Source organism: Streptomyces sp. NPDC021020 (genome assembly GCF_044333285.1).
Taxonomy (GTDB): domain Bacteria; phylum Actinomycetota; class Actinomycetes; order Streptomycetales; family Streptomycetaceae; genus Actinacidiphila.
Genome location: NZ_JBIRQQ010000001.1, coordinates 78,301 through 105,282, shown reverse-complemented (window position 1 = coordinate 105,282; position 26,982 = coordinate 78,301). Strand labels below are relative to the sequence as shown.

16 protein-coding genes and 1 pseudogene are annotated in these 26,982 nt (G+C 68.1%); 6 read left to right on the top strand and 11 right to left on the bottom strand.

The features are described from left to right. Positions 1-271: 271 nt before the first annotated feature. The 10 genes and pseudogenes from ACH4SL_RS00420 to ACH4SL_RS00375 all read right to left on the bottom strand — a co-directional run bounded on the left by ACH4SL_RS00420 (position 272) and on the right by ACH4SL_RS00375 (position 21,119). The gene (locus ACH4SL_RS00420; RefSeq protein ID WP_398441049.1) at positions 272-2,386 is read right to left on the bottom strand and encodes a UvrD-helicase domain-containing protein; all 2,115 of its coding nucleotides are present in this window, start codon (positions 2,384-2,386) and stop codon (positions 272-274) included. A 50-nt stretch (positions 2,387-2,436) separates the two neighbouring features. Continuing rightward, positions 2,437-3,699: a hypothetical protein gene (locus ACH4SL_RS00415; RefSeq protein WP_398441047.1), complete on the bottom strand. Its 1,263-nt coding sequence runs from the start codon at positions 3,697-3,699 to the stop codon at positions 2,437-2,439. Between the two features lie 118 nt (positions 3,700-3,817). Further along, positions 3,818-4,564: a DISARM system phospholipase D-like protein DrmC gene (gene drmC / locus ACH4SL_RS00410; RefSeq protein WP_398441046.1), complete on the bottom strand. Its 747-nt coding sequence runs from the start codon at positions 4,562-4,564 to the stop codon at positions 3,818-3,820. Next, positions 4,561-6,594: a DrmB family protein gene (gene drmB, locus ACH4SL_RS00405; RefSeq protein WP_398441045.1), complete on the bottom strand. Its 2,034-nt coding sequence runs from the start codon at positions 6,592-6,594 to the stop codon at positions 4,561-4,563. The genes drmC and drmB overlap by 4 nt, the downstream gene beginning before the upstream one ends. Continuing rightward, a complete protein-coding gene (drmA, locus tag ACH4SL_RS00400; RefSeq protein WP_398441044.1) occupies positions 6,591-10,334 on the bottom strand; it encodes a DISARM system helicase DrmA in 3,744 nt (1,247 codons plus the stop codon). The genes drmB and drmA overlap by 4 nt, the downstream gene beginning before the upstream one ends. A 3-nt stretch (positions 10,335-10,337) precedes the next feature. After that, the gene (locus ACH4SL_RS00395; RefSeq protein ID WP_398441043.1) at positions 10,338-14,360 is read right to left on the bottom strand and encodes an Eco57I restriction-modification methylase domain-containing protein; all 4,023 of its coding nucleotides are present in this window, start codon (positions 14,358-14,360) and stop codon (positions 10,338-10,340) included. Continuing rightward, positions 14,357-17,593, bottom strand: a complete 3,237-nt coding sequence (gene drmD, locus ACH4SL_RS00390; protein WP_398441042.1) for a DISARM system SNF2-like helicase DrmD — start codon at positions 17,591-17,593, stop codon at positions 14,357-14,359. The genes ACH4SL_RS00395 and drmD overlap by 4 nt, the downstream gene beginning before the upstream one ends. 91 nt (positions 17,594-17,684) lie before the next feature. Then, complete coding sequence (locus ACH4SL_RS00385; protein ID WP_398441041.1) at positions 17,685-18,164, bottom strand: ASCH domain-containing protein; 480 nt, start codon at positions 18,162-18,164, stop codon at positions 17,685-17,687. Then, on the bottom strand, positions 18,161-20,218 hold the full coding sequence (locus ACH4SL_RS00380; protein WP_398441040.1) for a GNAT family N-acetyltransferase: 2,058 nt from the start codon (positions 20,216-20,218) through the stop codon (positions 18,161-18,163). The genes ACH4SL_RS00385 and ACH4SL_RS00380 overlap by 4 nt, the downstream gene beginning before the upstream one ends. Before the next feature lie 214 nt (positions 20,219-20,432). Continuing rightward, positions 20,433-21,119: pseudogene (locus ACH4SL_RS00375) on the bottom strand (hypothetical protein). Positions 21,120-21,279: 160 nt separating this feature from the next. Between ACH4SL_RS00375 and ACH4SL_RS00370 the strand changes: the two are divergent. From ACH4SL_RS00370 to ACH4SL_RS00345, 6 genes are all read left to right on the top strand, one after another. Beyond that, entirely contained in the window at positions 21,280-23,688 is a 2,409-nt protein-coding gene (locus ACH4SL_RS00370; RefSeq protein ID WP_398441038.1) for a hypothetical protein, read from the top strand. Beyond that, entirely contained in the window at positions 23,675-23,917 is a 243-nt protein-coding gene (locus ACH4SL_RS00365; protein ID WP_398441037.1) for a hypothetical protein, read from the top strand. Before ACH4SL_RS00370 ends, ACH4SL_RS00365 begins: the two co-directional genes overlap by 14 nt. Positions 23,918-24,339: 422 nt before the next feature. Further along, the gene (locus ACH4SL_RS00360) at positions 24,340-24,627 is read left to right on the top strand and encodes a hypothetical protein (RefSeq protein ID WP_398441036.1); all 288 of its coding nucleotides are present in this window, start codon (positions 24,340-24,342) and stop codon (positions 24,625-24,627) included. Continuing rightward, entirely contained in the window at positions 24,624-25,022 is a 399-nt protein-coding gene (locus tag ACH4SL_RS00355) for a PIN domain-containing protein (protein ID WP_398441035.1), read from the top strand. The genes ACH4SL_RS00360 and ACH4SL_RS00355 overlap by 4 nt, the downstream gene beginning before the upstream one ends. Before the next feature lie 490 nt (positions 25,023-25,512). Continuing rightward, positions 25,513-25,794 carry a hypothetical protein gene (locus tag ACH4SL_RS00350; protein ID WP_398441034.1) on the top strand — a complete coding sequence of 94 codons (282 nt, stop codon included), beginning with the start codon at positions 25,513-25,515 and terminating at the stop codon, positions 25,792-25,794. A gap of 58 nt (positions 25,795-25,852) precedes the next feature. Next, the gene (locus ACH4SL_RS00345; RefSeq protein WP_398441033.1) at positions 25,853-26,425 is read left to right on the top strand and encodes a S1 RNA-binding domain-containing protein; all 573 of its coding nucleotides are present in this window, start codon (positions 25,853-25,855) and stop codon (positions 26,423-26,425) included. Positions 26,426-26,443: 18 nt separating this feature from the next. Here ACH4SL_RS00345 and ACH4SL_RS00340 read toward each other — a convergent pair whose 3' ends face one another. Continuing rightward, positions 26,444-26,878 (bottom strand): hypothetical protein, encoded by a 435-nt coding sequence (locus tag ACH4SL_RS00340; protein WP_398441032.1) that lies wholly within the window; start codon positions 26,876-26,878, stop codon positions 26,444-26,446. Between the last annotated feature and the right edge of the window lie 104 nt (positions 26,879-26,982).

The window sequence follows — 26,982 nt, the reverse complement described above, 5'->3', positions numbered from 1 at the left end:
ACGATGTCCGCGCAGTAGGCCCGCCACAGCTCCTCCGCCGACGCGCTCAACCGTTAATGGGCATGAATCGCACCGAAGGTGGACGGATACGCCCGCTCGGACACAAGAGCGAGAACGTACGCCTGTTCCTCGTCCCCCAGTCCGTGCCGAGCAGTGAATGCAGCAGCCCAGCCGGCGAGCGTCCCCCGCCGGTCGACGAGCGTGTTGTCGAGGTCAAAGAGAACGAATGGCAGCCGCACATCCGCACCCTAACGAACGGCCTCGTTCGGGCTCAGCCCCGCTGAGCGCCATCGGCTGGTGCAACACTGCCTTCCCAGAGGAAGTCACGCGCCCTCGTCTGCGCGACGAAGAGTCGGCGCCGGCCGAGTTCCTGACGCTCGCGGTCGGCGTCCGTGTCCCCGCCGCTCCCGGACACCGCCGCCTCGCACCGCGGAAGGTAGACGCGCTTGAACTCCAGTCCCTTCGAACGCTGGTAGCTGCCGATCTTCACGCCTGGCTCCGCGTGGCCTTCGTAGCGTTCCAGCGGGAAGACCGGTATGCCGGCCCGGCCCAGCAGCTGCTGGTAGTGGTCCATGGACCGCTTGGACGAGCACAGCACGGCGGAATCGGCCTGCTGGTCGGCGTCGAGACCGGCCAGCGCCTCGACCAGCGCCTTGTCGTGCTCCTCGGACGTCGACGCCTCGACCCGTTCCACCGCTCCGTCGTGACGCTCGGACTCCACGTCGCGGCGCCCCGAAAGGCGTTCGCCGTCGATGTCCTCGAAGGGGTCCGCCGCGACGCCCTCCAGCGCGGCGTCGAGGATCGCCTTGGCGTTCCGGTAGTTGACCCGCAGTACCTGGCCGCGGTCGCCGCGGACCTCGATGCCTGCGTCCGAGAGCCGGAAGCCTCCCGGATAGACGGCCTGTTGGCCGTCGCCGACCAGCAGCAGGCCGTTCGGTGCATCGCCGACCAGGGCGTAGAGGAGCTGGGCCCCGACAAGGGTGAGGTCCTGTACCTCGTCCGCGATCACCGCGGCGTACGGCGCCAGGGCGCCGCTCCGGACTTCGGCCAGTGCGAGGGACAGCACGTCGTTGAAGTCGTGCACCCCGCGCTCGGTACGGTTCGCCTCGTACGCCTCGTAGAGCGCCCACACGGCCTCCTTGTGGGGGCGGCGGAGCATCGTATGGCGGCCGCGGCGCCACACCGCGACGTAGTCCGCGAAGGCAGTGACTCCCCGGCCCTTGATGACGTACGTGATCTCGTCGTGCCAATACTGCGGCTGGGGAACAAGATCGGCCAGCACGCTTTCGCGGCCGACCCGTCGCCAAGCCAGGCTGAACGCGGTCTCAGCCTTCTCCGCGCTCAGATTCACGTGCACGCCTCGGGACCGCACGTACTCGAGGGCCCACGCGTGCAGGCTGTGGAAGTCCACCCGGTCGGCGACGTGCGGGGCGAGGGAGGAGAGGAACGTCTGCTGCACGCGCGGCAGGTTGCTCGCGAACGTCACGTACAGGACGCGGCCGGTCGTGCGCTGAGCCAGGTGGGCCGTGCGGTGCAGGGCGACGACCGTCTTGCCGGTCCCGGCAGGGCCGCTGATCCGTGCCGGGCCTCCCCAGTTGCGGCGTACCAGCGCGACCTGATCGGGGTGGAGGAACGTCATCCAGCTCTCGATGGGCGCGCGCAGGGCCTCGTCGAGAGCGGCTTCCCGCATCGCGTCGACGTCGAAGAGCCCGAGCGGTTCGGCGTCGTACGGCCCTGTGACCGCCGGCTGCGGAGCCTCTTCCACCGACACGCTCGCGTACTCCCGTAGGGTCCGTTCAATGTGCTCGGCGTGGGAGCGCACTGAGGCCGGGAGTAGCCGCCTACTACGGGACATGAGCCAGGGGCCGACCTCACGTTCCCCGAGAAGATGCACTCTCCCCAGCGGCGCCGCGTCGAGCTGCTTCCCTGCAAAGACCATGAGCGGGTGCACAGCCACCGGCGACATCCCCAGCTCCGCCGACGCCTCCTCGACGCTGCGCGTCACGCCCAGGAGCCGCTGGACGTCGTCGTCCCGGGACTCACCGGCCACGTGGAGCCTGCCGTCGACAACCTGCGGTTCGGCCTGCCAGTCCTCGACATCGACGACAAAGATCCCGCCGGGACCGACGAGCACCATGTACGCGCCTGCGCCGGGCCAGCTGCGGTCGACCAGCAGCCGCCAGCCCCCCTTGCCGGTCAGCGTGAGCAACTGCGCAGCGACCTGCCGCTCCCCCGCACCCGCCCGCTCCCACCGCCGGACCACGAGCTGAGCGGCCTGCCACCGCTCCCGTAACTCCCTTTCCTTGCGCCGCGCGTCCTGCCCCCGCCGCTCCGCCGAGCCACTTGCCCCCACAGCCCCACCCCTCTCACGCGAAGCAACGATCATAGATCGATGCGCAATAGCGTCGGCAGGCCGAAGGCCCGCCCGGCGCCCGGCTACAGACCGTTGAGAAGGTCGCGACATGGCCGGCAGTACATGGCCGCAAACCGCCCGTACCTGCTCATGAGCTGACCGCACCCTGCACACGGTCCGAGCTCCCACGGAGGGCAGCCCAGTGCGGCAGAGGCTGCGGCGCGCTCCACATGGCTGATCCGCATCGGGTCGTGCGGCCGCCGGACCGGCATCCGGGAAAGGGTGATGCCGCCAGTCGGCTGGGCGTGATCACGGACCGGTCGGGAATCGCTGACGAACCAGCCCTCCTCACCCGCACGGCAGGTGCGGTCGATCTCCTGCTCCGAGAAGGTGATGAGATCGTCGTCCTCCTGGGTCGGGGCCGCCGGAAGGGGCGACCGCTCCCCCACCAGCTCCTCCCAGAGCGCGCGGTCGGCAGCCGAGACCCACATGTGACGCCCCGCGCGCCCTCCCCCGCGGCTCGGTACGAAGACGGGCACGCTCTCACCCGTGGCGCTCTGCAGGACCAGGTCCTCTATGTGCACCGACCGCCTCTCCGGCAGGCACAGCGCGGGCACGAACCAGTCGGCGTGGAGGTCTCCGCAGTGGCCGGCCCCGTCTCGGAGGAGGCAGTGGCGCTCGCTGCTCGGCACGCACTTCCAGACCTGAAGGTGCCGGTATCCACCGCGGATCAGCATCTCCTTGCCACCGGCGATTTCCTTCCACGGCATGTCGTCGACCCGGACCCACGGCGCACGGTCGATCAAGGACGCCGTGCGGTCCTTCGCCACCCACAAGGGCGTGATCCCTTGATCCACCGCGATGACCGACCGCCGGTGCACGCTGCTCGGGCTGAGGTGGTGGTACTGAATCTCCCAGCCGATCCGCAGGCCGTCAGGTCCTGTGACGACGGCATCCGAGATACTCCGCCGATTGGCCGTGCACACCTCAGCTTCGGCCTCCAGGCCATAACCGACGGCGGCGTCGACGACCCGCTCTTTCGTGGCCTTGTGCTGCTCGCTTTCCGCCGGAGTCGCCTTGTGTGTCACTGGCATGTGTGAGGCGACCAGAGGACGGCGACCGCCGACCCGGCCGCGGCGGATAAACATCCAGGGGGACTTGCCACCGGCCTCCGAGAGACATTGCCGTCCCTCGTGATGGGCCAGGCATTCGAGTAGCTGCGGATCGCGCTCTGCGACGTTCGCGCTGATCTCTCGGAGGAGGTCGGGACGGTTCGGGTGACCGAGGTCGGGCAGCGACAAGTTGATCTCTATGCCATACCGGGTGTGCCACACGCCGTTAGCCATGCTCCCAATTGTAGGAGCGACCACTGACAGCGGGGAGGCCCGAGTGCGCCGCCCGTCAGCCACCTTGCTCAGACGTCTCTATCCGCACACACTTCGTTTTGCGAGAGCACAAACGTCGTTAGCGGACCTGCTCATAAAGGGTTCCCTCGACCTCACGCAGCTCTCGTTCGACGGCTTCGGTAAGGCTCGGATTGTCGATGAGAACGCCGAACTCGACGTTGTTGTTCTCAGCGCTCCAGGAGAAGTTCGCGCTGGTGACCAGCAGGAGATGGTGATCAATGGCAAGGAACTTGGCGTGGTTGCGGACGTAGACGCCGTCGAACTCCTTCGTCCGCCACACCTCGGCCGGAGCGAGGTGCGCGGCCACCTCGGAGGTGGAGGGGGACCAGTGGTGGCCGTTGCTGTCGGCGGCGCGGGCATCGAGGTAGACGCGGACGGCGACGGAATCGCGCTGGGCCGCAGATCGCAGGGAGGTCCAGAGCGCTGAGCTGCGCTGAAAGTTGTAGGTGGAGCAGGTGATCGCGTGGCGGGCGCTGTCCACTATGCGGGGTACGGACGTGGTGAGCGGGCCGCTCTGGGCGAGGTGGCCCGGCATGGTCCACAGCGGCGACAGCGTGCTGGGGAGGGCCCGTGCGCCCTCGATCGCGCGCAGGACGAGCACGTACTGGTCCCGCGCCGCAGGGCCGTGCCCCATGGCCTCCAGGAGTTGCCGAGCCTCCGCCCTCCGGCCAGAGGCGACGACCTTGAGGGCTGTGGTCAAGGTGTCGCCGTCGGCCAGGCGGTCGGCGACGTCCTTGGCCTCGGTGCCGGTGAGGAGCCGGCCGAGCAGCCACGGTGCGTTCGCGGCAGTCGGAGGTCCACTCATTCAGCGGCCTGGAAGAAGCCAAGGGTGCTACCGGGCAGGTCCAGGAGGAACCGGCGGTCGAGGAAGCGGTTGGCGCGCTCGCAGGAGGTCTCAGAGGCCATGACGCAGCAGTGGCAGGCGGCGCCGTGCAGGAAGTCCTCGGGTTCCTGCGGGGTGCGTTTGGCACAGATCGGGTCCGACGAGCAACGGGCGGCCTTGCGGAGAGCATTGGCAACGACGCCCTCCAAGCGCTGCGGTTCGCTGAGCTGGACGAGACCGCCGAGGGTACCGTCGCTGTCAGAGGCCGTGGTGCAGATGAGCAGGCCGGCGGCAGGGGGACGGTCGCCGTCGGCAGGCCAGGCGTAAAGCCGTTCGCTGAGGCTTGCGGCCGAGTAGCCGCAGGTCAGGGCGAGTTCGCGGATGAGGACGTGGGCAAGGGTGTGGACAAGCCAGTAGCGCGGTGGCTTCAGGCGGCTGCTGGGTTTGATCTTGCCCGCGGTCTCGGAGAAGCGGCGCTCGAAGTTCCTGTCGTGCGCTTTGCGGTGCAGTGTCCACAGGGCGCTGTCTTCGACGCGCTTCTCCCAGACCGCGACCGCGCCTTCGTCGAGCTGAAGGAAGATCCCCTCGCCCCGGTCCTCGGTGGCCACAGTCCAGGCCGGCCTGGGCGTGCGGGTGAGCGGCACCAGGCGGCGCGGCAGGTCGCCGGCGCGCTCCATGTCGTCGATACGCGTGAAACCGACCAGAGCGTTGACCTTGCGGAGCCGCTCGACCGCGAGCACACGGGTGATTGCCGCCGGCAGGGATTCACCCCGTTCCCGGGTGGCAAGGGCGAGGCCGCTGGTGGGGTCCTCCACTCCGGGGCCGATGATGTCGCGCAGAAGGTAGTTCCACTCGGGGACGAGGAGGTCCACCGGATCCCAGTCCCGAAGCTTCTGCTCCTGCTCCTCCGGGGTGTCGGTAGGCGCCGAGGCCGCCTGGAGGACCTGCTCCAGGTCGTGGTCGGTCAGACCGGTGACGTCGACGCCGCCGGGCATCCCGAGCAGGTCCCTTACCATGTCCAGGCTGTTCCGGTACTTCGCGAGCTTCTCCCCGAGGGAGGTACGGACCCGGTCGGCCAGGTCGCTCTCCTTCTCCTCCTTCGACTCCGGCATCACGATGATCGAGTGCGTGGCCGGGAACCAAAGATTGGAGGCACCGACGAGCATGAGCCTGGTCTCGTTCCCGCAGCCCTTGGGTTCGAAGGCGTCCAGATGCGGGTGACGGCCGCGGCAGCGCGGGAGCTTCGCCCTTCCGGCCTCGCCCTGGGCCTCGTTCATCGGCCGCCGCATGTCGCACGAGGCGCAGCGGATCAGGGCCGAGGCGCCCTTGCCCGCGGTCCGGTCGACCATCTTCAGCGCGGGCAGTTCCGCCTGCGCGCAGGGCTGCCCGTGGTGCACCCACAGGTCGTAGGGGAACTCGTCCAGGTGCCCGTCGACGCAGGCCAGCAGGTACCGAGCCGGGATGGCGGTACGCCGCGTCGGTTTGCGCACGCCAGCCCCTGCGCGGCCCGTGCATTTGGCGTGCTCGAAGACGGCCAGGTCGGTCCGGAACGGGTGTGTGTTGCGGTAGTCAAACTGCGTGACGAGACCGAGCATGTCGCAGCCTGTGCATCGCAGCCACTGCGGGAAGACCCGCGCGGGGACTCCCAGGTCGTTGCCTTCCGTGGAGCGGCTGTGCTTCTTCGGCTGCCAGGGGTACGGCCGCAACTGCACGTCCGGGGACCGCAGCATGAGCCGCACCACGTCACGCAGGCGCGGGGCATGGATCTGCGGCGGGGCGGACTCGCGGCGGCTCCAGATGCGGTCCCAGTCGTCGAGGCCAGTGGGCATGATCGTGAACTGCGGGAGGTCCATGATCGCGCCGGGGCCGTAGGTGTAGAGCAGGGACGAGGGGCGGGCCGAGCCGACCTTGGCACGGTTGTGCTTGGTCGCCTTCTCCGCTTCCTCCTCCAGATCGCCCAGCGGATCGACGGCGTGGGCGACGTTGTAGACGTAACGCGTCTCGTCGCTCACTGGTCGTCCTCCTGCATCGTCCACTGGGGTGCGTTAGCGGGTGCTCGGTACACCAATCGTTCCTTGATCGGGCTTACGAGGAGATTGATCTCCGGTTGCACCTCGCGCATCGAGTTCGCCACGACGAAGGGCGGGGCGTCGCGTGTGTCGATGCCCGCTTTGGCGTTCTCCGCGCTCATCATCAGCGCATCGTGCCGGCCGTCGTCCAGCACCCTCTCGTAGACCAGTGACTTGCGGTCCTCCATCAGGCGCTTGCGCCGCTTGATCCACTGATCGAGCCGGTTCTCCAGCCGCAGGCGGGCCCGGTTCGCCGCGTCCTCTCCGCCTGCTGAGTGCGTCCGCCGTACGAGGGCCTCGACGAGTTCGCCGGCGAAGTGCTGCTCAGCCTCGATCCAACCCGCCCCGTCCTCCGGAGACAGCCCCGGGCCGGCCTTCGCCGCCTGGAGGACCCGTGCCGCGCTGACCAGCACGCCGTCCAGGCCACGCTCCAAGGAGGTCACCGAGAACGGCGTCACGGACAGGGCTTCGACTTGGGCGTAGAAGGTCTCGTGGTAATGGCGGAACTGCTCGAAGTGCGCGAGGTCCCTGGGCCGTGCCCAGTTCCCGAGGGCGAGGACCAGCCCGGGCTTGTCTGCTAGGCGGCCGACGCGGGAAGAGGCCTGGATGTACTCCGCGGTGTTCTTCGGCTGCCCCACGACGAGCATCAGCCCGAGACGGGTCACGTCCACGCCGACCTGGAGCATAGAGGTGGCGAGGACCACATCGTACGGATTAGTCTCCCGGGTCGGCTCCGACTTCTTCGCCTCCCGCAGGGCCCGCCGGTTCCGCCTGCCCGCTGTGGAATCGAAGCCCGGGTCGAAGGACAGCGCCATCTGGTCCAGGGTCGCGGTGATGTCCGCGCTGGCCACACGCGAGGTCAGTTCGGCGACGTGCAGCGACCCGTAGTCGGTACCCGTGCGGCGCGGGAGCTTCGACCAGGGGCGGCCCTTGGTCAGAGCGGTCTGGATATCGTCGCTCATGTACCGGGCCATGCCCGCGAGTTCACGTGTGGCGGAGAAGTACCCGACCAGAGTCATGTACGGGTCGGCAGCGCTTCCGCACCGGTCGATGAGCAGCTGCCCACCGGCCATGAGTACTTCGGCCACCCGGATCTCCGCCGTGGTCAGGCGCACCCCTGTCGTGCTGACGCCGATGTAGCGACGGCCCGGATGCGCTTCGGAGACCGGGATCTCCTTGGAGAAGAAGGTGCTGCCCGCATCCAGGACCTGCGGCGGGAAGATCATGACGCTGCGGCCGTAGAGCGCCCGCACCTGGTCCGACGCGTTGCGGGCGGTGGCCGTGGACGCGACCAGCAGCGGGCGCACCGGGCGCCCGTCTTTCGTCTTCCAGTCGGTCATCACGTCGATGGCCACCTCGAACAGGCCCACGGTCGTGCCGAGCGCTCCGGTGATCAGGTGCAGCTCGTCCTGGATGACCAGGTCCGGGGGCCGTAGCCGCATGGCCGGGTAGACGGGGGCCGCCGGCCAGCCGTCCTTCTTCGGGTGCTTGTTGCCGTCCTTGATGTCGCAGTGCTGGTAGTCGGGGTGGACGAAGCCGTGCCGGTCGCAGCGCCGCGAGACGTGCCCGAAGAGCGAGGCTGCCTCACCCTCGCGCGCGAGGCGGGCGAACTTGTCCACGGTGGCGATGACGAACGCCGGCGCGAGCCGGTAGATCTCCTCGTCCACGGTGAGTACGGGAAGACCGTCCGGTACCTCGCCGCCGTCGGCGAACGGGCAGTCGGCGAGCTCGTCCCCGCAGTACACGTAGACCCTGCGGTAGGTCGGCTCGGTACGCACGTCGCGGGCCTCGACGCGGGTGCCGCACCACGGGCAGCGCTGGATCTGGAGCACGGTGAGCCGGTAGCCGCGGCCACCGTGGACCTTCTGCAGCTGCTCGGCGGCCTCCTCGTACCGCTTCGGGCTCACATCCGTCCCGACCCACAGCCCGATCCGGAAGGGCTCCTCCCCCCACGTGGCCTCGTCCTCGCGTCGCGCCAGTTCCGCCGCGCAGACCAGGGTGGTGGCGCGCTGGAACTGCTGGGCGGTGAGGAGCCGGAGCGTGTACCGCATGAGGACAGCGACACCGGAACGCCCGTCCAGCGGCCCGGCGAAGGCGTCCACGACGCCCTGGCGGCGGCGGATCGCGAACGTGTAGGCGGCAAGGCCCAGGTACGCCTCGGTCTTGCCACCGCCTGTCGGGAAGAACAGCAGCTGCGCCGTGGCGAGGTCCGCGGAACGCCGCTCAGCGGCCGGGTCGGACAGCAGCGGCAGCTGCATGAGCACGAAGGCGAGCTGGAAGGTGCGCCACGAATGCGCCAGCGCGCCCTTCTCTCCGAGGATCGCGTCGCGGGCCTCGGCGATGCCCTCCTCCGGCCCGGCCGCCCGCCGCTCCGCGACCTGCGACTGCACGCGCTGGTCGGCCATCACCCGATTCATGAACCGGAAGCAGCGCAAGGCCTCCGCGTCGGCGAGGAGATGGGCCAGGCCGGTTTCGAGCTGCTGCTGCACGCGGCGCGCGTCGCCCACCGCCTCCATGGCCTCGGACCGTAGATGCTCCGGGAGGGCGTCGGCCCGCTGCTCCTCGCCGTCAAGCCAGGCGGCGTATCCGGCGACGATCGGCTCAAGGCCACTGCGCAGTTCCCCGACCGAGGCAGTCTGGAGCGCGCGCATGTCGAGCAGGGCAGCGCCGATCTCCTCGGCAGCCGTCTGCGGCGTCTCGCTGACCGGCAGCCATGTCGTCCACACCTCGCTGGCCCGCCGTGCCCCGTCGGCCACCGCCCAGTCCACCGAGCACGTACGTCCGTGGGCGAACTCCAGGCGGTCGCGGTACTGGAGCCGCAGCCGGCGCAGTTCGTCGTCCGGCTCCCAGCGGGTGTCCAGCAGCGCGTCATTGACCGGCAGGAACACCTCCGCGCTGGCGGCCGAGATGGTGAGCTTGGTCTGGTAGAGCCAAGCCTCCACCGGGATCTTCCGCGGGGTCTCCCGGTCGTTGCACAGCGCCACCTCGATGAGGCGGCAGCCACGCTCGGGGTCGTCGTAACGGTCCACGCGCAGCAGGACCTTGTCGTGGAGCACGATCTCGGTCGTGGAGGCCGTGGCCAGGTCGGCGGGCCTGATGGCCCTGGAGACGGAGTGCGGAACGCGCTGGTAGCGGCGCTGGGCGGGGGGCGGCGCCGCGCTCTCGTCCGCTGCGTGGCCTTCGCCGCGCTTCTCCCTGATGGGCTCGTACGTGCCCCACGTGGCGGTCACAGTGAACTCGTCAAGGTCGTCAGGGATTTGGCAGCGCAGCCCCATCGACGCCGGGATCATCAGCCCACGCTTCTGCGGCTGGTCCTCGACCTCGTCCTCGTCCGAGCTGGCGCTGCTGTCGTCGACGGCTGTGAGCGGCACGCCTCGGCTCTCGGCGGCGTCCACGGCGTCGCCCACGTCGGTGGCCGCGTCGTCCGAACCGGCTTCGCCGGGATCGTCGTGCCCGGCGGTCAGCCGTACGGGCGCGATCCGGCCGACAAGGTAGGCCGCATCGGGGACACCTTCGAGGATCTCGTCCGGTCCGTTGGCCGGTCCGAGGAGCTCGCGCTCCAGGATATCGACGAGGTTCTCGCGGGCGACCCATGACCGCTCGTCCGGCTCGACGGCAAGCCGATACGCCGGCGCCTCGGGCGCACCGCCGGTCTGGGCGCCGTCGCGCCGGGGGGTGGTCACGTCTTAGCCCTCCTCGTCCTCGCTGCCGTCATTGTCGTCCAGGGCACTGACATCGCCCTGCGCGGCGGCCCGCCGGTGGTTTTCCTCGAGCAAGCGGTCCAGCAACATGGCACGACTAGTGGGGCTTACCGTCCAGCGCTCCACTTGCCGGTAGGTATAAAATCCTCGATCTAGGGGAATATCGTCCCACCCATAGGCAGCTGCGACGGCCTCGTCGAGGTGCGCATGGATTTCCCGAAGACGAAAGATGTCTCGATCGATGGAATCAAGGATGGTTGAGTCATTCACCATCCCATAAAGACTAGTCAACCCGAGCCCCCGGCGCAGCATGATCTCACGACGTTCCCCTTCTAGCGTTCTCCCTTGCTCGACCAAAGAGTCAATCATGGTAGGCATGGGGAAAGTATCGAAGATCTTTGAAGGGGTGTAGCGAGGATCTTTACGCAGACCCGACCCATACTTAATTGCCCACATCTGATGCAGACTAGAAGACATCACAGCTTGAGCCGCAAACGAGTCGGTGGCAAATACCACCAGCGCATCACCAAAAACTTGGCTGGTCTTCACCCTGCAGGGCATAACCGTCACGGAATGCCTAGCAATAGCCAGCACCTCCCTCATACCCTTAATGGCATTTCTCAGATTTGGTCGCGGACGCTCAAATAGCCACCAAGGCGCATCCCTCAACGCCATGGAGCCCCGAGCGCGCTGCACTTTAACAGTAGTCCGAAGATGAGCCGAGGGCGCAGTGAAACCCTCCACTTGAGGCAAATCCTGGCCAGTGAAATCGATGATCCAGCGAGAGGCGGACAAGTCGGGTCGAGAGTTCAGATCAGTACCATTGAGGTACTCAAATAGAACATTCCTATTCCTCGAATCCTCCGCAATCCAACCACGCGCCTCTGGCTCACTGATTACGAATCCAGCCCCGGACGGCTTGCAGCCTTCGAACGCAACACCCAGATTTTCGCGCAACCTGAACTGTTCGCCATCGACACCTCCAGTCGCCTCAAGCAGCGTTGAGATTCGCGGTACTTCAAGCCCGTCAGCAAATCTCGCAGCCTCGTTTGAAACCTGGCCCATAGATCCCCACACAGCGGAGTAATCTAGGCTCGCACTACTAACAGGCCATGAGCGACTTTGAATGGATCGAGTGATCGTGAACCCCCAGGAAACCATCTGGTCAAGCCCTACTTCGCGACTCTTCCCCTGAGCCAAGCTATTCGTGGCGATCAACCCCAAGGTTCCGCTCTCAGGAATCAACCCCACGACTCGGAGAAAGAAATACGCAACAAGGTCAGCATTACCACGCTTGCCACGCGCAATCTCATTTACGAGGAAGTCCCGAACATTAGTTCCCATAGCGCCTGTGATGTCGGACCCCGTGAGAAATGGCGGGTTGCCGATGATAGCGTCGAACCCGCCCCGCTCCATCACGTCTGGCACTGCCAGAACCCAGTGGAGGGGTTTCCACCGCTCGTAGTCCGTTTTCGCCGTCGGCGTGAGCCCAGCCTCCAGAATTCCGTCGAGCATCCTCCGATCTGGCTTCCCGTCCCCGACTGGGTACGCGGCCTCCACCGCAACGCGCAGGTCCTCGTACGCCGCCTTCAGCTGCCTCCCCGGCTTTCCGCCCCACCGCAGGCCGGCCGCAACCACCCCGTCCGCGATATCCGCCGCCTGCGCGGTCAGCTCCTGGTAGCGGCGCCACAGCCGGCGCTTCGACGCGGCCGAGCGCTGAGGGTCGTTGTCGTCCACCTCCGTCGCAAGTTGGCGACGCAGGCGGCTGGCACGATCAAGGACGTCATCGATGTCCACGGAGAAGACGCTGAGCTGGTTGCCAGCCGCACCCGGGTCGATGTGCAGGCGGCGCAGCTGCTCCGCATCCGTCAAGCCGAGCAGCGCGTTGCCGTGCAGCACCTTGTCGTCGACAAAAGAGAACGGGAGCCTCGGGTCGAGCGACACCAGCCACAGCGACAGCTTGCACATCTCCACGGCCATGCCGTTGATGTCCGCGCCGTACAAGCAGCTCGCCACCACCATCCTTATGGCGTGGACGTGCAGGTCATGCGGGGTCCGCCCGTGCGCGACACCCTCCCGCTGCCACGCCTCAACTAGCCGATCCGCCAAGTACCGGGCTGCGGCGACGAGGAAAGCGCCCGAGCCACAGGCAATGTCGGCGATGCGGAGGTCGAGGATCTGGTCGGAGTCGATCGGCCGCCAGGCGTCCTGGTCCGCGGTCTGGTGGGGGCCGGGCGAGTAGACGAGGGGCATCAGCGCGTACCGCACGACCTCCTCGGCCAGCGAGCGTGGGGTGTAGTGGGCGCCCGCAGAGGCGCGGGACGGGGTTTCCACCAGCAGGACGCCGCCGGGTTCGACCACAAGCGGGCGGTTGCGGAGGTCGCGGCGGATGACGCCGATGAACGGGCTTAGCCGGTCACGGAGTTCGGGGTCGTCGGTGACGTCGCGGAGGGCATTCTCGGTGTCGTCGAGGGTGTCGCCGGCCTTCAACGCCTTGGTGATGGTGGGTTTGCTCGGCGGTTTCGCGGCCGGCTGGTCCTGCTTGACCCAGGCGAGGATCGCGTCGGCCAGCGCGGCGTCCGTGCGTTTGACCGCGGCGAGTTCTTCGAGAGCGGCGAGGGGGATCTCGGGCTCCGAGCCGGGGCTTCCGATGAGGCCGACGATGACCTCTCCCACTGGTTCGCAGGAGTAGCCGAGCAGACCCTCGTAAATGTAGCCGATCTGCTCGACGTCGATGTCGCGGAAGGAGATCCGCCGGGCGCCGCCGGTCAGGTGAGCGATCTGGACGGCGCGTAGGACCTCAAGCATGACGCGGTCGCTCACCGTGATGGCGAGGGTGTCCTGGGAGTTGCAGGTGGTGAGGAAGGGGTAGCGGGCCGGATCGAAGAGGGACCCGCCGTATTCGGGCAGCCGGAGGTCTTCGAAGGTCGCGCCCTGGTACAGGGCTTGGGAGGTCGCGAGGAGGCGGTGCCAGGTCAGGGAGGTGGCGTCGAGGGGCTGCTCGCCTTCCTCCTTCTCGCGGGCGTCGAGCAGGTCGAGTTCGTCGCTTATGCCGTAGCCCATCGCGAAGAGCCGCCCCTGCGGTAGGAGCCCGCGCTCCTCGGCGAAGAGCAAGAAGACGACGCGCATCATGACGGTGACGGCGGCTTCGTAGACGTCGCCGCGCTTGTACGGCAGGGGGTCCGGTTCGCCGCGGCGGCGGGCGTCCAGGGCACCTTCGGACAGGGCCTGGACGATGAGTTCGACGGCGCGGCGGACCTGGGTGCCGAGCGCCTCGGTGATCTTCTCGGCGGCGGTGACGGACTGGTCGAAGAGCTCGGTCAGCCGGTCTTCCGATTTGCCACCGACCAACCTGCGGCGCTGGAGAAGTTCGATGAAGGCGTTGCGGGTGGCCGGCTCCTCGATCCAGGTCTGAGCGTCGACGATTCCAGAGGCGACCATCGTCTTTGGGCGGGCGCTGACAATCGCCCACCAGCGGCCGTCGGTGACGACGCCGATCAGGACGCCGGAGGCGCGTAGCAGCTCTTCCATGCGGTCGATGTGGCTGGCCGACCAGCCATCGGTGAGGGGGTCGCGCAGGGAGTCCGTCGGGTCTGTGACGAGGACGAGGACCGCTGCGGCGTCCCCATGGACGAGGGCTCCGTCGGCGCGAACGGTGACGGTGTAGTCGGGTGAGCGGACCTCTGCTGTGGCCGGGGCGGGGACGGTGTATTCGGCGCCCCAGCGCAGGCCCTGGCGCAGGACGAGGTCCACCCAGATGTCGCGGGCCCCGCGGTAGAGGTCGAGGGCGGCTGGGTCGTCGCGTTTCTCGTCCCAGTTCTCCCACGCCTTCTCGAAGACGGGCTTGGCGTCCTTGATCGCGTCGAGAGCGCGGGCGTCGGGCTGCGGGATGCCCTGCCGGTAGACGCGCTCCAGCGCGGGAACCGCGAGGAACGGGCCGTCGGTGTCAACGAGTTCGAGCCAGGCACGGTGCAGGTCGGCAACGCTCGGGGGGTGTTTGCGGCTCATGCGGTAACCGCTCCGTTCTCGGCGTCTTCGGGGGTCAGCGCGAACACGACCGCGGCGGCGGACACGTACGGCTTGATGTCGCTGTAGCGCTCCTGGATGGAGGCGACTTCGCGCTGCTCCTCGTCGTCCAGGCTGTCGAGGCGTTCGTACATGCGTTGCAGGTCGCGGCGGCGCTGCTTCTGCTGATCGTCGGTGAACAGCAGTTCGTCCTCGGCCTGGATTTCGCGCGCAAGGCGGTCCCGGGACTCTTGCAGGTTGATCCGGAAGGCGTCGAAGATCTCCCTGGCGCGCTGGATGTCGGCGTCCCGACGCTGGGCGAGGGCTTCGGTGACCTTCTCCTGCCTGCTGGCGCTCTTGCGTTCCATCGCCGTGAGCAGGCGGGTGCGCAGCTGGCCTCCGTCGTCGTTCCACTGGGCGGCGAGCCTGGTCCGTACCGCCTCGTCGGTCAGGACCAGGTCCTCGGAGTCGAGCGTCTCGTCGAGGACCTGCTCGACCTTGGACTCGGCGAGTGCCTGGCCGCGCAGGCGGACACCGGTGAGGAAGACCTCCTCGTGGAGGCGCAGCCCGCCGCGGCCGACCAGGACGAGACGTGAGACGGCGGCGACGCAGGATTCGGGCAGGCCGGGGGTGACGACGGCGGTGACCCGGTGCACCGGGGAGTCAGTGCTGAAGAGCGCGGAGCGCAGGGTGCGGGTGGCGCGCTGCATGAGGGCGTGGCCGAGGTGGATGTGGACGAGGTCGGTGCGGTGCTGGGCGGCCTGGTCGTCGAAGGTGATGGGCCGCGGGACCCCGGGCTCCAGCCGGGTGTCGAGGCCGCGCAGGGACGGCTGCCACGAGCGCCCAAGATTGGGGATCTCGAAGACCTGCGCGTCGGTGAGGTCGTCGCCGATCTCGACCAGGGGCGGTTGCGCGGTCAGGGTGAGCGCAGTGTCCAGAACTCGCCGAGCGTTGGCCGGGGTGAGGTGCATGGCCGCTTTGCTGTCCTGGTACGTCTCGGAGAGCCGGGTGAGCTTGCGGTTGAGCTCCATGCCGCCGGCCAGCACACGGGTGATCACTTCGTTGCCGTCGTCCGGTGCGGTCAGCCGGGCTCTGCGGGTCTTGCGGAGGGGGGCGAAGTGCTCCTGCACCTCGGCGTCGATGACTTGGTTGACTCTGCCCAGGTCCACGGTGGCAGTGCCGACCTTGGTGGCGATGATGCCCATGAACCTCATGTCCGCCTCGTATGTCGTGGAGGACGAGACGGGCACGAAGTGGAAGATCTCCGGGTTCTCCGGCTGGCCGTAGCGGTCGATGCGGCCGATGCGCTGCTCCAGGCGCGACGGGTTGAAGGGGATGTCGTAGTTGATCAGCCGATGGCAGTGGGTCTGGAGATCGATGCCTTCGCCCGCGGAGTCGGTGGCAAGCAGCACGCGCACTGGGTGCTTGTCGGGGCTCTCGGTGAACCGTGCGCGGATCCGCTCCCGCTCGTCGGTCGGGGTGGAGCCCTGGATGACCTCCAGCACATCGTCGTAACCCCGTTGGCGGAGGATGCGCTCGATCCATTCGAGGGTGGCCGCGTACTCGGTGAAGACCACGACTCTTTCGTGGTTCCACGTGCCGTCGGGCCGGCAGACGGCGTTGAGGTAGGTCAGGAGTTCCGTCAGCCGGGAGTCGGGCTTGTGCTCGTAGCCGCTCCCCCACGCGATGAGTTCGGCGATCTCGTTCGTGGTGGCGGTTGCCAGCGGGTCAGAGCCCTTCGAGTGGCGCAGCGCGGTGAACTCGGGGTGCTCGGCCTCGCCCTCCTCCTCGTCGGACTGACCGCTGCCCAGGACCTCCGTGTAGTAGTCGTCCTCGTCGTCCATCCGCAGCTGGCGGTTGCCGCCTGCCGCATCCTCGTACAAGGCAAGCGTGCGGGCGAACGACCACGGGCTGGACAGGAAACGCTTCTTCAGCAGCATCGCGACGATGTCGCCGCCAGCTCCCTTGCCGTTGGCGCGGGCGCTGTCGGCCAGCAGCCGCTCCAGCCGTGCGAAGTGCTGCTGCTCCTGCTTGGACGGTGTGAAAGCGAGGGTCCCGAGCTTTCTGGGCTTGAATCCCTTCTCCGGCAGGTCGGTCTTCAGCCACCGCACCATCACGTCCCGCAGCGCCTGCTCGTCGATGCTCGCGCCGCGGGTGAAGCGGCGGCCGTCGATCATCTCCAGGAGGGCGGTGAACGACTCCGAGTAGCCGTTGTGCGGGGTGGCGCTCAGGAAGAGCCGGTGCTCGCAGGCCTCCGCGAGCTTCATCGTGGCGGTGGTCCGCTTGCTGTCCACCGCGTAGCCGCGCTGGCCGGGCGCGGTCGTCGGGCTGGCCGGCGCCACGTGGTGGGCCTCGTCGACCACGAGCACGTCGAACGCGTACCGCCTGGCCGTCGTCGAGCTGCGGACGTCCGCGAGCACGTCGCGCAGCAGGCGCTGCGCGCGCAGCGACGGCAACCAGGCCATGCTCACGATCACGCGCGGGAAGAGACGGAACGGATTGGCGTTCAGCCCGTGACTGCGGCGCACCTTCGCCATCAGCTCACTGTTGACGATGACGAAATCGAGGCCGAACTTCTCCCGCATCTCGTCCTGCCACTTCAGGGACAGGCTCGGCGGGCAGACGATCACCACAGACCTCGCTCGGTGCCGCAGCAGGAGCTCCTGCACGACGAGGCCGGCCTCGATGGTCTTGCCGAGGCCGACGTCATCCGCGAGCAGCAGGTTTGTACGCGACGACTCCAAGGCGCGGCTGAGGGGCACCAGCTGGTACGACTCGACGTTGGCGCCGCTGCGGAAGGGGGCCTGGTACGAATCCGCGTCCGCCGAGGTCACGGCGCCCCAGCGGACGGCGTCCACGAAGGCGGCGAGGGTGTTGGGGTCGTCGAACGCCTCCACACGCACGGTCTCTGGCAGCCCCTGGTTGGGCGCGACGGTGTGCCCGACCTCCAGCTCCCAGACGACCGTGAGCTCCTGCCCGAGCCGGTCCTCGTCGAGCGACTGCAGGCTGACGGCGTGCGTCAGCCCCGGAGACCCCTCGTCAGCGGGGCTTCGCGGCAGCCCCTGGCGCTGGACGTCGGACACGGCCCAAGTGGAGCCCCGCACCTTGACGACCTGCCCCGGCTCCGGCAGGGGCGGGAGGGCCCTCGGTGCACCCTCGCGGGTGCCGCTCGCCGATCCCTGCGCATCATCCGTCGCGGTCGCCACCTGGGCAAACTCCTTCACCAGGGCATTCATTGCCAGAGCGTGGTCTCCTCGACGCGCCGGCTTCCACCGGCGCCGCGGACCACCGAGCCCTCAGTATCTCCGACGCGGCCGCGCCGGGGAGTCATTCGGCACTGGCCGCCAAAACCGCGCCTGGCAGCACGGCCTCGATGCCGGGTGCGGCCGCCGCGACCTTCCGGAGGTCCTCACCGCTCAGGTAGCGGTAGCTCTGCGGGGGGTGGAACGCGCCGGCGATGCGGAGCGCGGCCAACGGCACTGGCGCGTCGAAGGCGATCGGCTCTTCGAGGCTCAGGCCGCTGGCGCTGGTCGCCCCGGTCATGTACTCGTCGTACTCGCGGCGGCTGATCCCCGCGCTCGTACGGCTGGCCGACCACACCTCGCCCGGAGAGGCCACTTGCACCGAAGCGATCCGTGCCATGCCCACAATGGCCATCGTAGGCGCTGTCGCGTAGAGGAGCACCGGCGTTCCCGGCGGAGCTGCGACGCGCTGCCGGCGCACCTCGACCGTCTTGGTCCCGGCCAGGATCGCCGTGGCGAACCGCGGGTGGACGGACAGCAGCATCGCGCGCTCCGGATCACTCACGTCTTTCGGTGCCCCTCTTCGTACACAACCTGGAACAGCGCGCTGCTGATCTTCGACAGCGTGATCAGCGACAACGGTAGCCCCAGCCCCTTGGCGAGCGCGGCCAAACGCGCATGCGTCACCGGCGCCGGGAAGATCTCCGTGTCCGAGAACCTCAACGCCATGGCCTTGTTGCTCGGTCCGGCCTGGTCCCGCACCTCGGTAAGACGATATACGCCCAAGTGTTCGAATCGCGAGAAGAGGGCATCGGCGTCACCAACGACCACGTCGTCCAGCCGTGAGCAGCCGATCACCATCTTGCCCTGCTCCCCCCCGCTGCCCCCGCTGACGTACCAGAGGATCCGAGCAGGGACCGATTCACCGCGGTGGCCGGCGGACCGGTAGTAGACGTGGTCACGGCTGATCCCGAGCATGTCAGGGCGTGGCAGGAGCATCGCGGGCACGTTGAACAACTCCGCGGAATAGCGGGGCTTCACCGGCGCGATGAACGACGGCAGGGACGTGTCGGTGAGCTTAGCGGGCCACCACACCCGCTCCGCCACGCTCACGATCTCGGGCGAGGTCCTGGCGCCCAGGCTTGGCGTCGTACGCCCAGCTAGTGCCGCGATCCGTCCTGCCGCCTCGGAAACCGCTTCTGCTGAGCCGCTCATGTCCACGACGAGCGCCGTAAAGCCGCTCCCGTCCTCGACGAATCCGTCGGCGCCCGCTGCGGACCTGGCGGCCGGCGAGAGGTGGGGGTCTACGATACGGACGACGTGCGCGCCCCTGTCCCGCGCCAGCCGTTTGAGCATGAAGAGCAGTTGCCGGGCAAGCGTCTCCTCCAGCCGGTGTGCAGCCGTGCGCAGGAAGGAGACGTTCAGCGTGCGCCCGTCCATGGCCCAGGCGTAGAGCGCGACCGGGTGCCCGCTGCCATCCCGCAGCAACTCCCTGCGCCACAACACCCCGTCGGAACCGAGGGCCGCCAATCGTGCGGCGAAGGCGGTCCCGCTGTCGCCGTCGGCCTGCTGGAAGAAGGCGACCAGTTCGCCCTCACGTCCGGAGGCGACCTCCTCGAGCGAGAAAGCGGTGCCCAGGAGGTCCGCCGGGCGGTAGACCTGGGCTTGGCGGAGCTCGTCGACATGCTGGGTCACCAGGGCCGGGGAGACCACCCGGACACGCGCGACGTCCCAGACGAGGTCGGTCAGCCGCTCCAGTTCGGGATCACGCGTGGCCAGGACCTGCAGTCCGGCACCCGCCGTCTCGGCCACATACCGCAGCCGGCGGCGCATGTCGTCGTCGATCGGCGTGTCCGCCATACGCTTGCCCAGCGCCGCGATCAGCTCGCGCTGGCGCGCGGCCACCGAAGCCTTCTCCGGCGAGGCCGAACGGAGCCGGGACATGCCGGCTCGCTGGTGGGTCCGCTCCGTCCGGTCCTCGATCTCCCGTACGTCGAGGAGGAGCTGCGGCGTGTGGGCGAGTTCGATGAGGTCCGCGAGCCAGCCGGCCTCCAGAGCCCGCGATTCCTCGACGTCCTGCTCGTCGCCCGACCCCTGAAGCCCAGAGAAGACACTGTGGTCTACCGCAACAACCAGCAGCGCGTCGCTCTGGATCTCGGTGAACAGGTCTTCGTGGCCGAGGTCGAGCCACCATGTGTCGAGGGTCTCTTTGTCTCCGCCGCGCCCCAGCCCCTCGCCCTTCGGGACGAAGCCGAGGCTGCTCCACATGGGGCCAAGCCCGTAGTCGCGTCGGCATCTAGCCCGGATGCCCAGACGGTGCGATTGCCTGCGGCGCAGTTCTGCGATCAGGAGGGCTGCGATCCCGTTGCCCCGCCTTTCCTCCGCCACGCAGAGGTGCGCGAGACGCACGTACTGGTAGCGCTTGGGCAATCCGAAGAGCGCGTACCCGACGATCTCGTCCCCGTCCAGCGCCACCAGGAGGCCGCCGTCGTCGGCGTACTTGCGGTAGGTGGGCGGCGTGAGCAGGCCCAGCCGCTTTGTGTATCGGTCGCCCAGGGCGATGGCTGCAGCGAGTAGCTCCGACTGCTCCCCCGTCACTGGCAGCACATTGATCGCCATGCACCCCTCCGAACTCGGCATAGTCCGACAGATCCCGCCCTGGGCGCATTCTGCCGAACCCGCATTACACTCGGCTACCGATTGATCACATCTGACCTGTCTAGATCAGATGACGGCCAAGTCGCGTCAGCGCAGTCGACGGCACTGCACCGGGGTCGTGGCAGCCAGCGGGCGGCGCGCTCCTCTGCCGAGCGGGCCAGGGCCACAATCTGAGTCACACGCTGAAGAGCCACCGTTCGATCTCGTCAGGGCCGACGTCCCTTCCGCTCCGCACGCTCTCCTCCGCGGCCCAGCGGGCCAGGAGGGTGCAGTAGCGCTGGTAGGTACGTGGTGGCCAGTTGCCGCCACTGTGCAGTGAGGCCCAGCCACAACGCGTCCGGAGACTGTAGGCAACGCGGCTGTCGAGAATGGTGCAGGGATGGGCGTGGGAGCCCGCCCCGGCGAAGTAGAGGAACTTGGTGAAAAAGGCCGGTCCAAAGTGGGGGATGGGAACGCCCGTGACCCGGTAGAGCTGCGCGTAGGCAGCTTGAGGATCGCTGCGGGCAAGGCGTGCGGCCGTGCGCAGGGTGGCGGCTGCGGCGGCGGGCTTCTCGGCGATGCCTTCCAGACGTTTGTGGTTGTGGCGGAGCTTGAAGCCGCTGCCTCAGGCCAGGACGTGCCACAGCAGACGCAATACGTCGCGCTCCTCAGAGGGGTCGGTCTCGGAGGCCAGCTCGAAGAGCTGCGCCCGGCTGATCCTGGTGGAGCCATCCCTGCCGGTGTGACCGACGATCGGCCCTCCCGGCAGCCTGTAGTGGGCAAGTGCAGCGTTCCACCAGTCCGTCGGAACAGCGACCGCGTGGTGGCCGACGCTCTCGGAACGACGCCGCGCCAGCGCTCTCCGCCCAGCGGGCGGTAACACGAGGGTGCTGAGGTCGGTCCCCACAACTGTCACCGGGCAATCGTGCCGTCCGGAACCCGCAGCCGTCCTTCAAACGGCCCACTGCGGCACGGCGGTCGGCGGCCCGCCGTAGTCTCCTGTACGCAGCCACCTTCCGAGTTCGGGCGCCCCGGAGAGATCCATGTCGCAGCACGCGTACGACCACCGCCTCGTGCAGACCGCTGTGGTCGGACACAGCAACTCGGACCTCCCCGTCATTCTGCCGATGGACGCACACGAGCTTGACCTCTGGCGGAAGTCACACCCCGCATACACCTACTGGTGCGGGCTCCAGCTCGGCGGCTGCGGGGGAGAACTGAGCGACAAGCGGTACACGGACAAGGTCTGCCACTTCGCCCACCACCCGTCAGCGCCCGTCTGCCACCGAACGGCAAACGGCGAGTCCAGCGCCGACCACCTGTTCATCAAGCAGGGTGTGCGACGCCTGTTGAACCGGGAGAGAGTCCAAGGCAGTGTTCGGACCACGGACCTCGGGACCGGCCCTGGTGATGCGGTCGACGTCAGGTTCGGGGACCGCCACCTCCGCTTCCAGCTCAGCGGTCTCGACTACCGCGCCTGGCGTCGCGCGGCGGATGAGCTCGCCGCCGAGGCCGAGGGAATCGACTGGATCTTTTCAACGGACGGCCCGATCACCCAGGACCTCCTGGGCCGCCACGGCTACTGTCTGCGTGTCCGGTGCGAGACGGTCGGCGGTGAGCGGCGTGTTCAAATCGGTGTGGAGGCGCGTGACCGCGTCGTCTCGTGGGCCGCGCTCGAAGATTGCGAGCTGACAGCGTCCGGCATCATGACCCCGCAGGTCGAGCAGATCCGACTTTCCCAGCCGCCTCCGAAGCCCTTCGCCTTCCCCGTCCAGGGCAGCTTGGTCTTCGCCCTGGTGCCCGCGGGCCGAACACCGGTGACCTCGCCGTTCGCCGCAGAGGGCCGACATCTCCTCGTCGCGGACGTGAAGCCCGTCGACAGTCCCATCGTCCGCACCCTGGTCTCTCTCCCCGGCGACACAGAGCCCCCGCCGGAAGATCACGTCTACCGGGTTCCTGACGGTGCTCGGATCCTCGTTACGGAGAACGGTGGCAGCTGGGCCGTCGAGGTGAAGCGCTTCGTCCGCCTCAACGCCCACGAGGCTCAACGAACGGGCCTGTGGACGCCCTCGCCGCTGAGCGAGGCGAAGCGCCCGGAATCAAAGTCGGCGGCAGAGCTGGTGCCACGACACGTCGAGGAGCCAACCCCGGCACCAGATCCCCCACCTCCTCCCCCCTCCAGCACCAGGAGGGATACGTCGGCGCCCGGCGCCCCGGCGACTCAGCTCAGCGAGGGAGAGCTGGTGAGCGCCGTTCGGGAAGCCCTGATCACCCATGCTCGTCTGCGGTCCACCACCACGTGGGGCACCCTGACGAGAACCGTCGGTGCCGAGCTGGGCGGCCTGTCCCGCTCAGAGCGCGAGCGTCTGCTGGTTGCAGTGGACACCCCACTGCGCGATGAGACGCCCGTTCTGTCCGGCCTCATTCGGTACGACGGCGAACCGCTCCCCTACCTGGCACAGGTACTCGTCCGGCTCGGCGTGCCGTACGTACGGGAGCATATTTCACTCAAGCGTTGGGCTGCCGTCGAGACCGAGCGGGCTTTCGCCGTTCACGGGACACCGCCACGGGACGCTCCTCCACGCTACTCGCTGCAGCCGGGGAAGCAGTCCACGAGCGGAGGAGATGCGCGCTCGTGGCCCAAGGCAGCGAAGACCCCTGAACGTAAGCATCGGATACCACAGAACGATCCTGATGTGGATCGCGTTCGCTCCGCGATCAAGGAAATCGACCGACTGTGGCCTTGGCTGAGCAGCAATGCACACAGAGAATTGAAGTCGCCACGGACCGATGCACACAGGTGGCTAGTTTTCCACGGACACCAGAAAGGGACCCTTACCCGCTCAGGGCGTCGGAAGGCAGCCACCCAGTCCGCCGCGCAGCACGCGAAAATCCTGACTGAGGTTCTCGCCGCAGCCAGAAAAGATGCTACCAAAGCGGAAGGGCGAACACGCTCAAGGCCGGCAGGTAAACAGCCTACCGCAGCAAATTCAAAACCCGCAGGGGCCGTCGAGGCTGCGCTCGCTTCCGTGTCGGCTGCCCGAGTGAATTCCGCCGAGCGTCTCACCAGACAACTCATAGCTGTCGCTGCCCGTGGCACCACGATCAAACTGCTCGACCTGGAAGATGCACAATCAATCCCCGAGCGTTCGATCCAGAGATGCCTGCGAGCTGTCGACAGCAAAGTCACGTCCGAGGTACCGTTGCTGTCCTCTCTCGTGACCGACTCGAACGGTGAGCCCGTACGCTTCTTCCGCGTACTCCTGGGAGAATTGGGGTTCGCCGTGCCCCAGACAGATACGGCATTGTCGAAGATCTGGCGACGGGAACAGGAACGCTGCCACGCGGCGTATGGAACTCCCCCTCGACCGCTGCCGCCCAGAATCGTACCGACGGAGCAGAGACGGACGACGCTTGAATTGGACGCGAAGGAGGCAAGTGGCAATCCGTAAGAGCGTGGAAGAAACCGTTGTCGTCGCTGGAGAGCGTGACGAGTGGCTGAACCGCTGCGCCAATGGACTCATAGCCGCCGGATTCAAGGACGTGCGCATGGGCACTGTCCTGGGACAGGTGACCGCGGCATACAACAAATTCCCGACCCACGGCGAGTTGACTTTTACAGTCGCCCTGTCCACAGGCCGACCACACTCAACTGACGCTCCGGTCAACGGCCGCGCTTGACAACATCTACGCGTTGTTCGTCAGCCCGAACAAGAAGATTCTCGCGACCGCAAAGGCTAGCCTTGAATGAGCCCGCACGCTAACGGATGACGCAGTGATCATCCGCGTCATAGGTTGCATGAATCGACATAGAGCGCGTGTTGATATGTCAGCAAGGGCGGTCCCGATCTCGTTACCCGTACCGAGGGACTACGAACCGATGAGGTTGGTTGACCTCGCCGATCACCCCATTCGTCATTCGGTTCCACGAGGAGATCCACCGTCACCACCTACCAGCGAGCAAGAAGCCGGGAAGCGGCGACGGGCCATGAAGCGTGAGGACCGGGGCCGATCCACGTTCAACGCTCCGGTCCGCTCCGATACGTCGGGCGACCCGATGGCAGTGCTGACCGACCAGCCCCTCGCGCGGTATGGTCGATGGTATGGCAACCAAGAAGTACACCGTGACGCTGCCCGAGGAGCTGGCCGAGGAGATCCGTTCCGAGGTCGGGCCCGGGGGCTTCAGCCGGTACGTCACGCAGGCCGTGGAGCGGCAGCGTGAGCGGGAGCGGCTGCATGAGGCCGTCGGCTGGTGGGAGGGCGAGTACGGGGACGTCCTCGCAGAGGAGCTCGCTGAGGCCGAGGCGGAGCGCAGGGAGATCGAGCGGGCTCACGCCGAGCGGGAGGAGCGGGCGCGTAACGGCGCCGACTCGCCCGGGGCTGCGGCGTGAGCGACGGGCAGGTCTACCTGCTCGACCGTGAGGGCCTGTCCCAATGGGTACGCGGCGACCGGCGGATGGGTGCGCGTATCAAGGACGCCGACCGGGCGGACATCCCCGTCGTCACGACCTCGATGACCCTCGTCGAGGCCTACCACGCCAAGCTCCACCGCCCGGCCTGGCGATGGGCCCTGTCGCGGTTGCGCGTGGAACCCGTGACCGAGCAGGTCGCCGACGCCGCCATCGACCTCCTCCAGAACGCCGGGCTCCACGGCCACAAGTACGCCATCGACGCCGCCCTGGCCGCCGTGGCCCTTCGCCAGCCGGGACACGTCACGATCTTCACCTCCGACGAGGACGACATGCGCAAGCTCTGCGGCGACCGCGTCGTGGTCGTGAAGCTCTGACCACACGATCGGGCAGGTCGGAGGCCCGATCTCTGGGAGAAAATTGGGAGACGATCATGGAAAATCCGCCTCCCCGCACCCACCCAGACCAACCCCCACTCACCCCCTGACCTGCGGTTTCCCGATCGCCGCAGGTCAGCGGGCGGGCAGGGCCTCATTCGGGACGAAGAGGCCGTGGGTTCGAATCCTGCCGCCCCGGCTCCAGAGCAGCAGGTCAGGGCCTTGATCCTTACAGGTTCGGGGCCCTGAGTCATTCCCGGGGGCGCCTTGGGAGCCGACCCCCGAAATCCGGCTCCCGGACGGGTGCGGCCCGGCTCGGCGGAACGGCCGAGGCGGGCCTCCAGCACAGCTTCGCCCGCGTCCTGTGGGAGCTGGCGCCCACCGTCCAGTGCCGAAAGGAGGTCCGCCAGCACGCCCCCGACTCGGTCGGCGCCGAGTATCTCGACCTGCTCTGCGTCGGCCCTTCGGCACGCGCCCCGACCACAACGGCTTGGCCCTCCTCGTCAGCAACGAGGCCGACCTGTGGATGCCGCCCGAGCAGGGCAACACCCGCGACCGCGCCTTCCGCCTCCACGAGGGCCGCACCCTGGCGGGCCAACTGCTTTGGAGCGGCGGCGACTACACGGACAACACCCGAACCCTCCGCGGCACCTACCCCCTCAACTGGCAGCCGTACTCCCAGTACCCCGGACCGAGGGGCGAATTCCGCTACCTTGCCGTGTTCACCGAACGCGTGTCGCCGGGGCCCGCGGCGCGGCACGAAGCCGGTTGACGGGTCGGCACCACGCGTTCCGGTGCGGGCGCGGCTGTCCGGTCCTAAGGTGGGCCGTATGGACGGAGCGTCCGAGCACCCGGAGCTGTGGGCCTTTCTCGCGTCGCTGACGCCCGGCGAGCGGATGTCCGGCACCGTCGCGGCGATCGAGTCGTTCGGGGTCTTTGTGGCGCTGGACGACGGCCCCGCGCACCCGCTCTTCCCCGGCGTCGGCTTCATCACCCACCCCGAACTCGCTTGGCATCACTTCGACGAGGCATCCGACGTCGTCCAGGTGGGGCAGCGGGTGACGTGCGAGTTCCTCCAGTTCGACACGTGGAACCTGGAGGCCAGACTCTCCCTGCGGGCGATGCGGCCGGACCCCTTCCAGGAGTTCGCCGACCGCGTCGAGGTGGGGCAGACGCTGCACGGCGAGGTGACCAAGCTGGTGCCGTTCGGCGCTTTCGTCCGCCTCACCGGCGGGATCGAGGGACTCGTCCACCGGCAACACCTCACCTCGGGGCCCGCGGAAGAAGTCTCGGACGTCGTCCGGGTCGGCGAGGAGATGGCGGTCGTCGTCACCGAGATCGACCGAAGCCGCCGCAGGCTCTCGCTCGCACGACGGCAGGAGCCCTCGTCCGACTCGCCCTGAGGCATCACCTCTCCGGCTTCAGAGCCCGAGCGCCGCGCGGACTTCGGAAAGCCGCTCGTTTCTGATGCCGGCCGACGCCTCGCCCAGGGCAACCGCGCGGGTCGTGAAGCCGTCCTTGCGGTGGAAAACCGCCGCCCCGTGCAGACCGTCGGTCACCGCGACGACGTCCTCGCGGCGCAGCCGGTACGTGGCCAGCGGGTTGACGATCACCAGCGTCTCACCGCAAAGCTCCACCCGCGGCCGAAGCAGCACCAGCCCCCAGACCAAGGAGACCGCTGCGACAAGAGCCGTCGCCACAGCGGCCTGTACGGCCTTCTGCCCGACCTGGTCGACCGACCACGCCGTCCAGGCGCCCAGGACGGCCAGCACCGCCAGCCCCCAGAAAACCCCGGCCCAGACCATCAGCCGCGGGTGCACCCGCCACACCGCCGCGTCCCCACCCTGTTCACGCATGAACTCATTGTGCGGGCGTTCGGCCCTGCACGTCATGGCCGTCCGGTAAGCACGGCAGGCGGTGAGGGGAGCCGCTCGACGAGGACCGAGCGCCGCAGGTCCTC